The organism is Nocardia asteroides, from assembly GCF_021183625.1.
GTDB lineage: Bacteria > Actinomycetota > Actinomycetes > Mycobacteriales > Mycobacteriaceae > Nocardia > Nocardia asteroides_A.
The window spans coordinates 4,590,983-4,605,403 of the sequence record NZ_CP089214.1 but is presented as its reverse complement, the minus strand read 5'-3'; the positions used below and the strand labels follow the sequence as shown (position 1 = coordinate 4,605,403).

The following is a 14,421-nucleotide window of genomic DNA, read 5'->3' as shown; positions in this document are numbered from 1 at the left end:
CCGATCGGCGAGCAGGTAACCATGTCCTTCCCACCAGCCCCACGCCGGCAGCTGCTGCCCTCGGCAGAGGAGCTGTGCTCGGCAGTCCGCGGGCACCACATCGACACACATCCCGTGGCCCAGCTCGCCGGTGAGTTCGGCGGTATCTACCAGCCAGCGCAGCCGACGATACTCGAATGTTGTTGCCGCAGGAAGGAACTAAGGTTGGCGATCGACCTCTGGGTGTCGGCGCACCTACCACCGCCGCGCCAGGACGCGAGGTGGCACACCGAGACGTTGGGCTCGATCATCGACCGCCTCGCTCGTACCCAGGTCCGCGCTTACCGCCTGTTGATGACTGTGGACGATGTGGCAGCTCCTCCTGTGCACGCGGCCTGGTACCGGTTGGCCGAGATGGTCGAGGGCTACACCGATCTCGCCGACGCGCTCATCCAGGGCTCGCTGCGGCTACCCGTCCTCCGGGACGAGCCCTGATGCGCCCCGTCATGCCGGACAAGCTCGATTTGCTCGCTGCCTGCCGGGGCGTCCGGCTGGCCTTCGATGACCCGGTGCTGGACGCGGCGGCCGACTTGGCGTTGCTGCACCAGCAGCGTGAGCAGATCCCGCACTGCGCGCTCAGGATGATCGACGCCGAGCGTTCGCTGTTGATGAGCACCATCGACACCTGGGTTCATCTGGTGATCCCCGAACCGAGCGTGGGAGCACGGGTGCATACCCAGACGATAGGCCAGGTCATCGACCGCCTCGCACAGCTGACCGCCTACATCTACACCGCGCTGGCAGGCTCCTCCGACGAGGTGTTTATCGAGTCGATGGACTTTGTGGAGGAACTCGCCACCGCCTACACCGACCTGGTCGCAGAACTGTTCGCTGGAACACGCCGCCTACCCACGACCACGACCTCGGTGTAGCGAGGAACTCCAGCTCCCTGCCCGCGCTCGGCTGCACCTCGACACGTTCGGTTCAGCCGGTCCAGTTGATTCGTAGAAGGAGCACCGCACCGCAATGTCGGCACACCCTGATCGCCGTGATCGCCCCGACCCCTTGCCGAGCATGGACCGACTGCTGGGAGTGTGGGACGCGACGGCGACATCGGTTTCCCCTCTCGAACACGCCACCCGGGTATTCATCACGCTGTGGACCCTTCAGTTCGAGGGAGTCGACCTGCGTCTGATGTGGGACTGGAACTTCACCGCCCACCGGGAGGCCGTCCACGAGACCGCCGCAGCACTCGCTCGCGCTATCGATGACGAGGTCACCTGGCACCTGGGCAACCGTCCGGACCTGGCCATCCTGATCGCCGACGACGCCGAGCCGCTCACTGTCGGGGAGATGCTGGATCAGCTCACGATGTATGCGGTCCTGCTCGACAAATGGCCATACGGCCACGGCGAGCCACCGTTCGGGCGCGCGTTCATGGTCCTGGGACGCCTCTACGACTCGCTCGCCACCAATCTCGTCCTCGGCAGCGCCCGCCAGCCCCGGCGTCGCTCCCACGGCGCGCCCCCGATTTCGCGGCCCGGCCTGGTCGACCTGATCGCCACCCCACCGGAAGGCGCGCAGTAGCCATGTCCCCCACTCCCGCTGGTGCCACCGCACCGAAAGCGCCGTCACATCGCCCTGCTGCGGAACCGAAGGACGACGAAAACCTATGGCTGAGATGATGTGCTCTTCAGAAGGGGAAACGGGGGTTGGTCGATGACGGCTGTTCGCGGCGAGCGCAGCCCTGCTCGCCCCGCTTTGTTGGCGGCGGTTGCCGAGATCGAAGGTGTGCTCGCGGCTGCGGCAGACCGCGGCGAGGACGATTGCCTGGTCCCCGGCCCGGCGATGTCGGCGCTGCGCGGGTCGGGCTTGCTGGCTGCTCTGGCACCGAGGGAAGTGGGTGGATTCCAGGTGGATCCGGTCACCGAGTTGGAGCTCATCGAGGCAGTCAGCGCGGTGGACGGTTCGACGGGGTGGTTGTTCTGGGCGTTGGCGGGCAGTACGGCGCGTGCGGCGGCGATGCTGCCCGACAGCGCCGTGGACACGGTGTTCCCGCCCGGGGGGCGGTTTCCGTTGATCGCCTTCCAGGAGCGCGGTTTCGGCAACACACTCGTCCCGACCCGATCCGGGGTGCGCATCGCGGGCCGCTGGCCGTTCGGCACCGGCGCGCAGTACGCGGACTGGGTGCTGGCCATCGGCCGGTGCCCGTCACCGCAGTACTGTCCCTGGCCGGAGACACCTCAGCTGGCGGCAGTTGTGCCAGCACGGGATTTCGAGGTCGTGGACTGCTGGGACGGCGCGGGGCTCGCGGCGACCGGCACCGTCGACTACCGGATCGATGATCTCGTGGTTCCGTGGTCGCGGGCCTGGCCCTACCCGGTCGAGAGCCCCGAGCGGGGCGGCATGTACTTCGGATTCCGCCGAGCCGCGATCAAACACCTCGGTTTCGCGCTGGGGGTCGGGCGAGGCGCGATGCGCGCGTTCACCTCCCACGTCGGCGGACGGTATGGCGGGACTCACCGGCGGATGCCGGACGGGTTGATCACCGAGCTGGCACGAGCACAGTTGCGGCTGGACGCGGCGCGAGCACTGGGTATGGAGTCGGTGACCCAGCTGTGGTCGCAGGCATCTGGCCCCGGCGGGGTGGACGAAACCGCCTACCGGCAGGTCCGAGCGGTGGCGCGCTCGGCGACCGAGGTCGCTTTCGAGGTCTGCGCGTTGGTCGCCCGCTACGGCGACAGTTCCCTGATCGCCCGGCAGAACTACAACCAGCGGGCCCTGCGCGACATCGTGGCCGGATCCGCGCATGGCGAGATGAGCACATCCGCGCTCGAGGACTTCGGGCGCGATCTTCTGGCAAGAGGGGGTTTGCGGTGAACCGGAGCATGGTGACGGCGCTGGTGCCGAGCTATCCGCCGATCGTGGAGGCCCACGGCGGGCTGTTCACCGTGGCCGACGGCCGCCACTTCATCGACCTATCGGCCCAGACCTTGAACCTCGCGCTGGGACACGGGTTCTCTTCGGTGAGTGAGGCGGTGGCCGGCCAGGCGAAGAAGATGGAGTTCGCGTCCTCGCGGTTCGCGAGCGTGCCGTTCCTCGAGCTGTGCGACCGGCTGGCGGGCCTGGCTCCCGCTGGTGTCGATGCGGTGGCCGCGAAGCTGACCAACGGCAGCGACGCGGTGGAGACGGCGATCAAGCTGGCGTTGCTGCACACTCGGCGGCGGCGGATTGGCTGTCTTCCGGGCGCGTGGCACGGGGAATCGTTCATGACCCTGGGGCTGGCGACCTCGCACCGGGGCCGGGCCTTGAGCGATGGGTCGCTGTCGGTCGCGGCGGAGGAACCCACCATCGCCGCCCTTACCCGCCTGGTAGCGGGACGACGCGACCTCGCCGCGGTCGTGCTGGACCCCGCGATGGTGGCCCACGGCCTGCCCGAGAACGGCATCAATGCTGATCTGCGGCGGTTACGGACGGCCTGCGACCGGGCCGGGACCTTGCTGGTGACCGATGAGGTCCAGTCGTTCGGCTGGTTGGGCGGGGCTCTGTTCACCAGCGAGCAGACCGGGGTGGTGCCCGATATCGTCTGCCTTGGGAAGGCATTGGGGGCGGGATACCCGCTGGCTGCGGTGTTGGCGCGGCGCGATCTGAGGGCGGTGTTGCAATACAACGACGCCGAGTTCACCGGCGGCGGCCATCCCGTCTCGTGCGCGGCGGCGCTGGCCGGGCTGGACTATCTCGATTCCCGCCGCGCCGAGCTGGCTCAGCGTGCACTGGACTTCGCCGACCTGTTGGCCGGGCAGTTTCCGTCCGACCGTTTCGAGGTTCGCTGCCAGGGGCTGATCGCCTCGGTCGCGCTGGGCTCGCCGCGGCTGGCCGAGACCTGGGCCGCCCAGGTAGCCGCGCAAGCCGGGCAGGCCGGGGTCTTCGTCCGCCTCACCGATCGCGGCAGGCGCTTGCTGATCAAACCGCCGCTGGTCCTCGACGTCGCCCACCTGCGTCGAGGGCTGTCACAGGTAGCGGCGATCAGCACCGCCACCGCTGATGAGCTGGGCACCGTGTGCACCTCGGAGCACGTGCACTCCGAAGGCGGGCGGCGTTGTGTCGTTCGCCGCGACATCCGGGCCCACCCCTACGTCGGCTACGTCGACGCACTGCTGCGGACAGCGGCCCCGGGGGTGCAGCCGATCGGCCGTGGCCCTCGCCAGCAGTACGAGCTGAGTGCTCGGCTGGACAGCATCGGGGTGCCCGCAGCAATCTGCTACCCCGTCGAGGGCGCCGAGGCGGTCGACCAGGGCTGGGTGCCGGGCCGGGCGCTGCACACCGTCCTGGGCGATCCCGGCACCGACCCCGGCCTGATCAACGGGCTGGTGCTACGCCACTACGAGCTGGTGACCCGCGCCCACGACCACGGCATCGCGATCGGCGACCGGTGGCCGGGCAACGCAATAGTGACCGAGCGGTCTGATATTGTCCTGATCGATTTCGAGCTCGGCTTCGACGGTCCTCACCACGATGCGTGCGCGTTCGAAGAAGCGTTCACGATCCTGCAGACCTTGGTCGCGGTCCCGGAGGACAATCCCGTCCGGGAGGATCTGCTGTTCCGGCTGCTCGATGCGATGAGTGACCGGCACGGGATCACCCGCTGCGCGCGGGCGTGGGAGCGGCTGGCACAGTTCTACCGCGACCCGGCGCGCCCAATCCATGACGGCTCGGATACCGCGCAGGCATACGCGGGGTTACTGTGGGCCGCATTGTCGCGGCTGGTTCCGCAGACTGATTCTTGCTCGTAGACCGACGGAGGAACCGACCAAATATGTGTGGCATCGTGGGGATGACCTCACCCCAGAACACCGTGACCGGGCGCACCGCCGACCAGCTGGCGGTGCTCGAGTACCGCGGCTACGACTCCTGGGGCCTGGCCGCCCTCACCGACGACTCCCTGGCCGTGGTCAAGGACACCGGTTCCATCGGCAAGGCGCTACGCGAAGGACGGCTCAGCGAGCTCCCGGAGGCATCCCTGGCATTGGGCCACACGCGCTGGGCCACCCATGGTGGTGTCACCGCCGCCAACGCCCACCCGCACCTGTCCTACAACGGCGCGGTGGCCATCGTGCATAACGGCGTCATCGAGAACCACCTGCAGCTGCGCCGCGAACTCGAAGCCAGCGGGGTGAGCTTCGCCAGCGACACCGACTCCGAGGTCGCCGCCCACCTCATCGCCCGCCACCTCGAACAGGGCGCCTCGATGCGCGACGCCATCGCCGCCACCACCGCCGCGCTCTCCGGTGAGTACGCGCTCGCGGTGATCAGCGTCTCCGAGCCCGGCACCGTGTGGGGAGCCAAGCACAAGAGCCCCTTGGTCGTCGCCTTCGACGGTCAGCGCGGCATCCTGGCCTCCGATCAGATGGCCCTCGACGGCATCAGCAACGACGTGCTGTTCCTCGACGACGGCGACATCGTCGCCGTGCACGCCGACTCCGCGCAGGTCTACGCCCCCGTCGACGGTGCTCTGGCGCCGGTGGACCGGGAGTTCACGCGCTTGGCCGGGCGCCAGGAGCGCGCCGACAAGGGCGAGTACCCGCACTGGATGATCAAGGAGATCCACGAGACCCCGGCGGCCGTAGTGTCGGCCTCTGAGCTTGCTGCCGAGCGGTTCGCCTCCGTGCTGCCCGCGGATCGCCCGGTCACCCTGATCGGCGCGGGCAGCGCGTTCTATGTCGCCTCGATGGGCCAGTACCTGCTGAAAAGCCTCGCGGGGCTGCGCGCGACCGCGCTGCCTTCGGACGAAGCCGAGTACCTGGCCGTGCTGGGTCCCGGTGATCCGCTGGTGGCGCTGTCGCAGTCGGGCGAGACCTTCGACACCCTCGAGATCTGCCGGGCAGCGCTCGACGCCGGAGCAATCCTGACCAGCATCTGCAACGTGCCCAGCTCCACCCAGGAACGCCTCGCCACCCACCGGCTCCCGCAGGGCTCGGGGCCGGAGATCTGCGTGTTGTCCACCAAGAGCATCGTCAGCCAGGTCGTGCTGCTCGCCCGGCTCGCCCTCGAGACCGGCCGGGCCAACGGCACGCTGAGTGCCGAGAGCTACGCCGCGCACGAGGAGTCGCTGGCCCGGCTGCCCGAGACGCTGTCCACCTTCATCGCGACCGCCTCGACCTCGGTGCAGGCGCTTGCCGCCAAGTACAGCCACGTCGAGGACTGGTTCTTCCTCGGCCGGGGCATCCTCTACCCCGCCGCGCAAGAAAGCGCGCTGAAGTTCAAAGAGGTGAACTACCACCACGCCGAAGGCATGGCCTCGGGGTTCTTCAAGCACGGAACCATCTCGCTGATCGACGAGGACTTCTACACCGTCGCGCTGCTGCCCTCGCACACCGACGCCCCCGACCGCTACGCCGCAACCCTCGCCGCGGTCAGCGAGATCGCCGCCCGCAAGGGCCCCGTGATCGGCATCGGGCCCGCCGACGTACCCGCCGACGACCTCCGCGTCTTCACCGAATACCTCCCGCTGCCCTACCACGGCGACGACATCGCCGACCTCGTCATCCAGCTAGTCGCCGGCCAGCTCCTGGCCTACTATTGCGCCCTCGACCTCGGCCGCGAGATCGACCAACCGCGCTCGCTGGCCAAGTCGGTCACCGTCCGCTAACCCACCGAACCGAACACAACACAGGGGGGCTGTGCTGTGGCCGACTGGCTGCTCATACCGATGTGCCCGACACCCAACGGACGACTACATATCGGCCACGGCGCAGGCCCCTACCTGCGCGCGGACGCCATCGCACGTGCCTTGCGCCGCGACGGCCACACCGCCGCCATCATCACAGGCACCGACGCCTACGAGAACTGGGTACTCGCCGCCACCAGCTCCGACCGCACCCCCGAACAAACCTGCCGCGAATACCACACCGGGATCGAACACGACCTGCGCGCGCTCGGCGTCGAGCTGGACCAATGGATCGACCCGCTCGCGGATGAGCACCGCGGCCCCTACCGCAAGCTCCACGAGCACCTGCTCGCCACCCTCCGCGCCAGCGGTGCCGCCCGCCAAGGCGTCGAACGTATTCCGGTCGGTGCCGAGAGCGGGCGACAGCTGCTCGGAGTGTGGATCGCCGGACGCTGCCCCACTTGCGACGCGCCCGCCGGAGGCAACACCTGCACCACCTGCGGCGACCACTTCCACCCCGATGAACTCCGCGACCCCTACAGCCGTCTCACCGACGAACCGATCCGCTGGGACGACCAGCTCAGCTGGTTCGCCTACCCCGACGATCCCGACCGCGTCATCGACCGGCTACGCGCCACCGGCCTGGCCGAGCAGTTCCTCACCGCGCCCCACACCTACCTGCAGCGCTCCACTGCGCGAATCCGGCTCACCCAACCCGGCAGCTGGGGCATTACCAGCGACCACCTCGAACCCGGGACCGTGCTGGCCAACACCTACTACGCCTACAGCCTCTACTGCGGCCAACTCCACCACCGCACGAGCGGCAACGCCTTCGCCCCGAACTCAGCGACCACCGTCGTCGGACTGTTCGGCACCGACAACTCCATCGCCGGACTCGTCGCACCTCAAATCCTCGCCGCGCCAGCGGGCTTGAAGCCCTTCGACCATACGGTGATCAACCACATGGTCCACTTCGAAGGCCGCAAATGCTCCACCAGCAAACAACATGGCATCTGGATCAGCGACCTTATCGACAACACCAGCATCACCACCGACGAACTCCGCTACGCCCTCGCGCAGATCCCCCTTGACCATTACGTCGGCGACATCGACCTCCCTCTCCTCACAGAGCAGGTCAACGAACTGCGCAAGTGGCACAACCGGCGGCTGGAAACGGCCCTAGGCTCAATCCGAGCGACCACCCTCGGCAGTACCGATTTCGAACTGATCGCTGGCCAGCTAGACCGGCAGCGCCACAGCCTCCAACCGCCTCACGTCGATCTCACCGAAGCAACAGCGATAGCCCGCGCGTGGATGCTCACAGAGGCACTCAATACCGACGACCCGCACGAAGCGACCGTCTGGCTCACTGGTACAGCACTCCTGATCACTCCCCTCCTTCCGCAGATGGCCGAAACATTATGGGCAGCTCTAGGTCTCGGCCGGCGAATTAGCCTCGCTAGCCTCCGCGACCAGCAGGTACAACCAACCCCCGGCGCCCCCAACGCCGCCGCTTCCACCTCATTAGCCACCGTTTCCGAGATCGCTCCGTATGCACGCCATTCCCGATGATGGCCGATACAAGGGTTGCCACCACAAGATTCCAGGCGCGCGAGGTCAGCCGATTTGTTTAACATACCAGCAGGTTCATCTTTACGCCGACAGCACTGTATCGCGAATCGCTGATCAGAGCTTTCGGCCCGGTCTGATCAGCATCCCCCACATCCGCGAGTGACTACTCCGTGTAAGATCTTTGCCACCCGCCTCTGCGCACGACAGAGGCGGGCCCAAACTCCCATTAACACCTTCGACTGTTGTGATGGTTACTGAGACTTCAGCGCCAGGCCCAAATACTCGGACTTCACTGTCGCGATCAGGACTCGGTACCGGACATCAGATGAAAGGCATCAATTTGGCGCTCTGCATGTGCGAGGATAGTGTCGGGGCTACTGCTAAGCACATCATAGCCTCCGCACGACGGTGGACAGCGGACCTGAGAAGGGGCAGAAAGACAGTTGCATATCTTCATCAGCTGGTCAGGTGACACCGCAGGAGAGTTGGCGCAGTTTCTGCGAATCTGGCTTCAGCAAGTCATTCAGGAACTCGAACCATTCATGTCCAAGAGTTCGATAGAGAAGGGCGCGAGATGGAGTCCGGAACTATCTAACAAACTAGGCGACACCGGTCAGGCAATAGTTTGCGTGACTCGCGATAACCAGTCGTCCGAGTGGTTGAACTTCGAGGCTGGCGCTTTAGCGAAGGCGACGGGTTCGCGAGTCCGCACTCTACTTATCGATATAACGCCAAGTGATGTCACGGGACCCCTTTCGGAGTTCCAGCACACAACTGCGACCGACCGAGATGATGTCTGGTCGCTGATTATGAGCATCAATGAGCATTGCAATCGTCCCCTGTCTATAGACGTACTCAATCCGGTATTCGACAGGATATGGCCCGACCTGAAAATCAAGGTAGAGGAGATTATAGCTAAGGCCGAAAACAGCGATAAGGCGAAGGTGCCTGCCCGCACCGATGCGGATATTCTGGCGGAAATTCTGGAACGAGTTCGAGCGATTGAAAGAAGGGACGAGGAAACGACAGCAAACACCAGAAGACTGGTGGAGGCGGTAACCGTCTCTTCGCGACGTCAGCGCATGCTAGCTGAAACACTCCGGACGCGTCCTACTAAATGGTCGGAATTAGTAGACCCCAACGATTACGCAGATGCGGACGTGATCATCCCGAGAGAGGGGCAGGAAGATCGAGTCGGAAAAATAGTCGGACTCAGTGTCGATTCCGATGACAAGTGCGTCATAGCAAAGGTCGCAACCGAGAACCGCGTCGATCTGCTGCGCGTCGCTGCTCTAGTAAAGATCGGCGAGAACTCGTACCGATTCATGCCTGGACTTGACGAAGGCCAGAATACAATCTAAGGAGAATCAGCAGCAGCTTTACGAGATTTCGCTTTGCGTAACCAGAAACCCATTTCTCTTTGTTCAATAGAAGTAAGAATCTTAACGAGAACTTGATCGCGTTTGCTGACATCGTCGTATGGTTCAGAACCGGTTGCATACAGCCGCCGCTCCGCCTCCACCGCCTCCCGCGCTTGGCTGAAACGCAGGTAGTCGTCGTGCCAATGGAAAGACGATTTTAGCCCTGTGATGACTACCAGCAGGCTGCCCAAGACTGCTGATAGTATCGTATTCCCCTCAAGAATAACGGCACAAACTGGTATTGCCGCAGACAGTATGAGCTGAGACAGCTCACTGACTCTATGTAATCGCCTCGCTTTGATTGCAGCTTTTTTATACCAATAATAAGAGGCACTGGCTACCCCTTCTGCGTATGAAGTGGTTTCAGGCTTCAATTCTTCAGCATTCCTTTCGCAATCCGCTAATAGGAGGCAAGGGCAGAAGACGCGAAAAGATCGCTGTCTGAAATCTGGCTACAGCAGCTCGCCGAGCGATCCCGTCCATCATCGCCGTCAACTATTTCAATTTCCGAACCAGTTATCAGCCTCGGCAACCTGGGCAATCGGAGTGAGCTCGGCCAGCACCCGGTCTTCAATGACCTCTACGGCACGTTGAACCAGGTCGCTTGGCCATTCCTGCGGTCGACGCAGAACTTCGTCAGCAACGTTCCTGCTCAACACCCCGATCTTCACGCTGCTCGCCCAACCGGCAATCGGAAGTGATGTGCGATGCTTACGAAATACCTCGAATTTGAGCAGTTTCATGTTGCCAACGATGGATATAAATTCACGCACGTCACCTACATCAGCTTCTAGCAGCGCTTCGAACGAGTGAGCCAGGCGTTTGCTAATTTGCTCGGCGCTTTCCTCAGTCGATGCCGCGTATAGTAACCAGAGCGTCTTAGCCGAGAAGGTTACCCGATTCATCCGCAATGCTTCATGGAGCATCAATTTGCGACCTACCAACACTTGGCAGGATGCATGGACCGCTGTCCAGATAGCCGTATAATACTTCGCCGCGATGCGGTCGACGACTTCACTAAGGTCGGTTGCCAACGCGATAACCACAGAAGAGTGAGCACACGTCAGTAGGGAGAAGACCCAGTGGCGCACCGCAAAGTCATCGACAGCGGCGAGGAGTTGCTGCCTCCACCATTCGTGATCACCCCGGTGGTCACGTGCCTCAGCTTCTGTATTGAGCGCCACCTGTAGTTCAGGGTGCCTAGAGTCTATGGCCAAGGCCATCGTGCTGAGTGAGGTTCCCTCTGGCATCGCCGCGATTGCCTGCCGCAAGATCCAACCGTCGCTCCAAACATCGGCGATACGGATCAGTTGCTGGAGCCATTCACTATCCGTTGCCGTAACAGGAGACCAATCACGCAGCGCCGCAGTCACGTCGGTTACCGAGGAGAGCACCAACGCTTCGCCTTTTCCTCGGAACCGCGTCCTGGTCGCCGCCGCTCCACCGCCGCCCGGTCGGCGGAGCGTCGCCATCTTTGCGCCGGTCAGTATGCGACCGGCCGGGGTAGATCGGTCAACTAATTTGAGCACCTCAACCGCGCCGTCGTTAACGTCTCGCATCACGATTCGAAGCACGTCATCGGACGAACCGTCGAAGCCGCCTGCTACCAGAAGCTGCGCTGCCCAGTCTTCTCCCGAGTCGCTCGTTGCTAATAGCTGCGCTAGCCGTGCCTCGGCATCGGGGAGAAGCCCACCGAGGACGTAGAGGTGGCTCGCTGTCTGCAGCCACCTCCAGGTCGAGTTGAATCGTTCCCACCACCAGCTCGCTAGGTCGTCGCCCTCGGCATGACGGCGCAGACTGGCCGCCGCAGCTGCACGAGTTTGGGGCTCCGCTTCGGCCTCCAATCGCGCCTTGAGGTGCCGCACAGCTTGAATGCGACCAGCCCGTTCCGATAGATGAAGCCCCGACCCTGCGACATCGAGAAGTCCATCCTCGGCCAGGATTACACCTGGTCCACACAGTATGAAATCCACAATCTCCTGGATAGGTTCGTCTTTTTGCCCCTCGTAGCTTCGGTCATTTAAAAATAGGGCAGCGGTCGAACGCAACAATGGGTGCAGCCCCAAATTCTTGTCTTTTGATAGATCCTGTAGCACAGAGCGCATTCCGCGTATCTCGCCCTTGGAGTATTTTCCGACCAGAAAACGACAGACGTTGGACCAATACGGACGCTTCAGCAGGGCAACGAGACAGTCGTCACGCAGGTTGCGGTCCACCTCATCGAAAATGTAAATCGCAGCGAAATACTCTCGAAGTGACTGCACCTCAAACTGAAAATAACCGGGGTCTCGCTCTACGAGGCAAAGCACGCGCGTGGTGAATGCGGAAAACAGATCTTCCGCCAGCTTTTGCCCGTCGTCTCGACCGTCGAGATGCTTTCGTAGAAGCGCCTTTAGATCTGCGCGCTTAATTGAGCCGGAGCTCTTCCCTTCTTCCGCTTGGGTCTGGATGTACCATCCGATATAACTGTGAATGTCTTCAATAACCTGACGCTCCTCAGCGAGCAGCGGCTCCTTCTCCTCGCCCTGCTCACGATCCAGAAACGTCTTCAGATACTCGCCGTACAACTCTGTGCGCCGTTGCGGAAGCAGCTGGCGCCGATGCAAGAGGTGGAGGAGTATGGCCAGCTGCATCGGGTAGGACGCCAGCTCCCGAATATGCGGCACATTCTGATTCTCCATGAACGTCCGCTGTAGCTTATTCGCCGCTTCAATGGATAGCTTTGCGACTTTCGCCCATCGCTGAAGGTACTGCACCCGCAGGCCGTGCGTAAGCTTCTGCAAATTTAGACGCGGGAAGTCGGGCGACGACCAAAGCGCCGAGGTGGCGCCACCAGGGCGTGTCGCAACTAATACATGAAGGTCAGCTGCGTCGACAGCGAGTCGGCGCTGAGTGTCGACAATCTGGGAACTTACCTCTTCGCGGTACATGAGGTTGGCCACCTCATCAAGGCCGTCGAAGGCAACGAGAGCCGGTCGAGTGGAGATCAGAAGTCCCAAGTCCTCCACCGAAAACGCACGTCCACCACTGTTTCGCGAGACCTCCACGACCATGTACTCCTCGATCGTGGGCCATCTCAGCGTCTTCGTCTTGGCTCTCCCACCCTTGTTCTTACTACCTTTCGTAGAAGGGTTGCGACGGTGTCGGCTCGCCCATATGGCGTACTTCCGCAGGTCTAACCGAATTGGGACTCGATAGACTGTCGTGAGCTGGCCAAGTTTTTGGTCTTCACCGGTGTATTCTTGCCGTGCGAGCAGTCGAGCGCGATGGAACTGGCAGACGTACTGAAGTAAAGTTGACTTTCCCTGTCCAGGACCGCCTACTAGAAGCGCATTGCCACGCCACTCCGGGTGCAGCAGCGCTTGAGCTGCACCGGTCACGATATGCCCGTCGGCGTCATCACCGAACGCGATGTCACCAGGATAAGTCTCGGCGATACACTGCATTAATTCCGCGACATTGGCATCCAGCCGACAGGCGAACGGAACGTCAACAAAGAGCGAGTCGACACTTGGCCCGTTGAGGTCGACCTGCTCGAACAGCACCTTATTATCGGCACCATATTGTTGCGCCATGTACTTCTGAATAGTCCTGTCGATCTCGTCGCAGCGCTTCGCTTGGGCTTCGTGCGTCTTGCGCATCTCTAAGAGGTCATCGACAGTGAATTCTGCGCCTCCGTTCGCATCAACCCTCTGATGATGTGTCGGGCACAACAAGATTAAATTCTCGTAGCTGTGGAGCTTTTCGGCTGGATAGCTGGAGTCGTACCGTGGACCATCCGGCTTGTAGGAACGTATGTGAGCTTGTTCGCCAACCGGCGTTGTCCTCACCGCACCCGTTGTTGCGTCCACCGACTCCAGCGTTAATTCTTGCTGACAGCTGGGAAAGGCGCATTGGTTGTAGGCTTTCGCCCACAGCACCTTGACGTTCTGAACGGTGATACTCATGCGGTAACCTCGATCAGTGTTCGGCGGAAAGTGCATACTCAAAGACGAAGGGTATCCCGAAGACGAACGGATAGTACAGGTCGAGCCAGCGCATGGGGGGATGGGATGGTCTCTCCGTCTGCGCGCGGTTGACCCCGAGTGGAAGCGAGGTCGTAGTCGCTGCCCATGGTCACCTGGAACGGGAACCGGGGGCGCACGGACAAGAGAGTGCCGACACCTGGACAACGCGTCCGGAGGAGCGGCGGTTGGCTCCGGCGTTCGGGGCGGTCTGGCCGGGCAGCATCCCGTTCAGACATCGCACCCTGATCTTGATGCTGGCAACGTCAAACTCGCTCGTTACCTCCCCGGAATCAGCCAGATCTCCGTGGAGGCGACCGAGGACGTCGATTCACTCACCACGATCGCCGATGGCTCGGCCCGAGCACGACGACGTCCTCGGTTCCCGAGTACACCGACGCTACTTAAGGTTTCCCTGCCGATGTCGTCGAGCCGCCGGGGTTGAGGCCGAATACAAGTTGTCTCTATCGTCGCGATAAGCACGGCAGAAGTAGACACGCAAGTACAGCGACTCGCTGTCAGAGCGGCGAGTCATTCGCCTACAGCCGGTATTCAGCGTGAATAACCAACCGCCGTCCCTCAACCGTTGGTTTGCCCCGTTCCCACGCTCGACGTGCCCGCCGCGCGGGCACATCGAAGGTGGGACCAGGTACCAGCCCGCACGAGCGGCCCTGCATTGCTAGATTGAGTAGGAATCCACGACGACCAGGCGTTTTGTGGTTGCCCATGTTCTGCGTGTCCTGCCGAGGGCACAACCTGTGACACTGGTTTGGCAGGT

Annotated in this window: 10 protein-coding genes; 8 read left to right on the top strand and 2 right to left on the bottom strand. The window is 62.9% G+C overall.

Going from position 1 to position 14,421, the window contains the following annotated elements:
• Window positions 1–114 precede the first annotated feature (114 nt).
• From LTT61_RS21910 to LTT61_RS21875, 8 genes are all read left to right on the top strand, one after another.
• Window positions 115–474 carry a DUF4254 domain-containing protein gene (locus tag LTT61_RS21910; RefSeq protein ID WP_233015937.1) on the top strand — a complete coding sequence of 120 codons (360 nt, stop codon included), beginning with the start codon at window positions 115–117 and terminating at the stop codon, window positions 472–474.
• The gene (locus tag LTT61_RS21905) at window positions 474–911 is read left to right on the top strand and encodes a DUF4254 domain-containing protein (protein ID WP_233015936.1); all 438 of its coding nucleotides are present in this window, start codon (window positions 474–476) and stop codon (window positions 909–911) included. The genes LTT61_RS21910 and LTT61_RS21905 overlap by 1 nt, the downstream gene beginning before the upstream one ends.
• Before the next feature lie 142 nt (window positions 912–1,053).
• Complete coding sequence (locus tag LTT61_RS21900; RefSeq protein WP_233015935.1) at window positions 1,054–1,566, top strand: hypothetical protein; 513 nt, start codon at window positions 1,054–1,056, stop codon at window positions 1,564–1,566.
• A gap of 132 nt (window positions 1,567–1,698) precedes the next feature.
• Window positions 1,699–2,859, top strand: coding sequence for a hypothetical protein (locus LTT61_RS21895; RefSeq protein WP_233015934.1), 1,161 nt, complete (start codon window positions 1,699–1,701; stop codon window positions 2,857–2,859).
• A gap of 8 nt (window positions 2,860–2,867) precedes the next feature.
• The gene (locus LTT61_RS21890; protein WP_233015933.1) at window positions 2,868–4,772 is read left to right on the top strand and encodes an aminotransferase class III-fold pyridoxal phosphate-dependent enzyme; all 1,905 of its coding nucleotides are present in this window, start codon (window positions 2,868–2,870) and stop codon (window positions 4,770–4,772) included.
• Between the two features lie 41 nt (window positions 4,773–4,813).
• A complete protein-coding gene (gene glmS / locus LTT61_RS21885) occupies window positions 4,814–6,628 on the top strand; it encodes a glutamine--fructose-6-phosphate transaminase (isomerizing) (protein WP_233015932.1) in 1,815 nt (604 codons plus the stop codon).
• Window positions 6,629–6,664: 36 nt separating this feature from the next.
• Window positions 6,665–8,218: a class I tRNA ligase family protein gene (locus LTT61_RS21880; RefSeq protein ID WP_233015931.1), complete on the top strand. Its 1,554-nt coding sequence runs from the start codon at window positions 6,665–6,667 to the stop codon at window positions 8,216–8,218.
• Window positions 8,219–8,661: 443 nt separating this feature from the next.
• The gene (locus tag LTT61_RS21875) at window positions 8,662–9,579 is read left to right on the top strand and encodes a toll/interleukin-1 receptor domain-containing protein (protein WP_233015930.1); all 918 of its coding nucleotides are present in this window, start codon (window positions 8,662–8,664) and stop codon (window positions 9,577–9,579) included.
• On the opposite strand, the gene LTT61_RS21870 is transcribed toward LTT61_RS21875, so the two are convergent.
• The gene (locus LTT61_RS21870; RefSeq protein WP_233015929.1) at window positions 9,576–10,013 is read right to left on the bottom strand and encodes a DUF4231 domain-containing protein; all 438 of its coding nucleotides are present in this window, start codon (window positions 10,011–10,013) and stop codon (window positions 9,576–9,578) included. The genes LTT61_RS21875 and LTT61_RS21870 overlap by 4 nt on opposite strands.
• 126 nt (window positions 10,014–10,139) lie before the next feature.
• A complete protein-coding gene (locus LTT61_RS21865; protein ID WP_233015928.1) occupies window positions 10,140–13,586 on the bottom strand; it encodes a hypothetical protein in 3,447 nt (1,148 codons plus the stop codon).
• Window positions 13,587–14,421: the final 835 nt, after the last annotated feature.

Coding starts and splice junctions, on each gene's coding strand:
- glmS (WP_233015932.1), top strand. CDS start 4,814: ATGACCTCACCCCAGAACACCGTGACCGGGCGCACCGCCGACCAGCTG.
- LTT61_RS21905 (WP_233015936.1), top strand. CDS start 474: ATGCGCCCCGTCATGCCGGACAAGCTCGATTTGCTCGCTGCCTGCCGG.
- LTT61_RS21895 (WP_233015934.1), top strand. CDS start 1,699: ATGACGGCTGTTCGCGGCGAGCGCAGCCCTGCTCGCCCCGCTTTGTTG.
- LTT61_RS21865 (WP_233015928.1), bottom strand. CDS start 13,586: ATGAGTATCACCGTTCAGAACGTCAAGGTGCTGTGGGCGAAAGCCTAC.
- LTT61_RS21900 (WP_233015935.1), top strand. CDS start 1,054: ATGGACCGACTGCTGGGAGTGTGGGACGCGACGGCGACATCGGTTTCC.
- LTT61_RS21890 (WP_233015933.1), top strand. CDS start 2,868: ATGGTGACGGCGCTGGTGCCGAGCTATCCGCCGATCGTGGAGGCCCAC.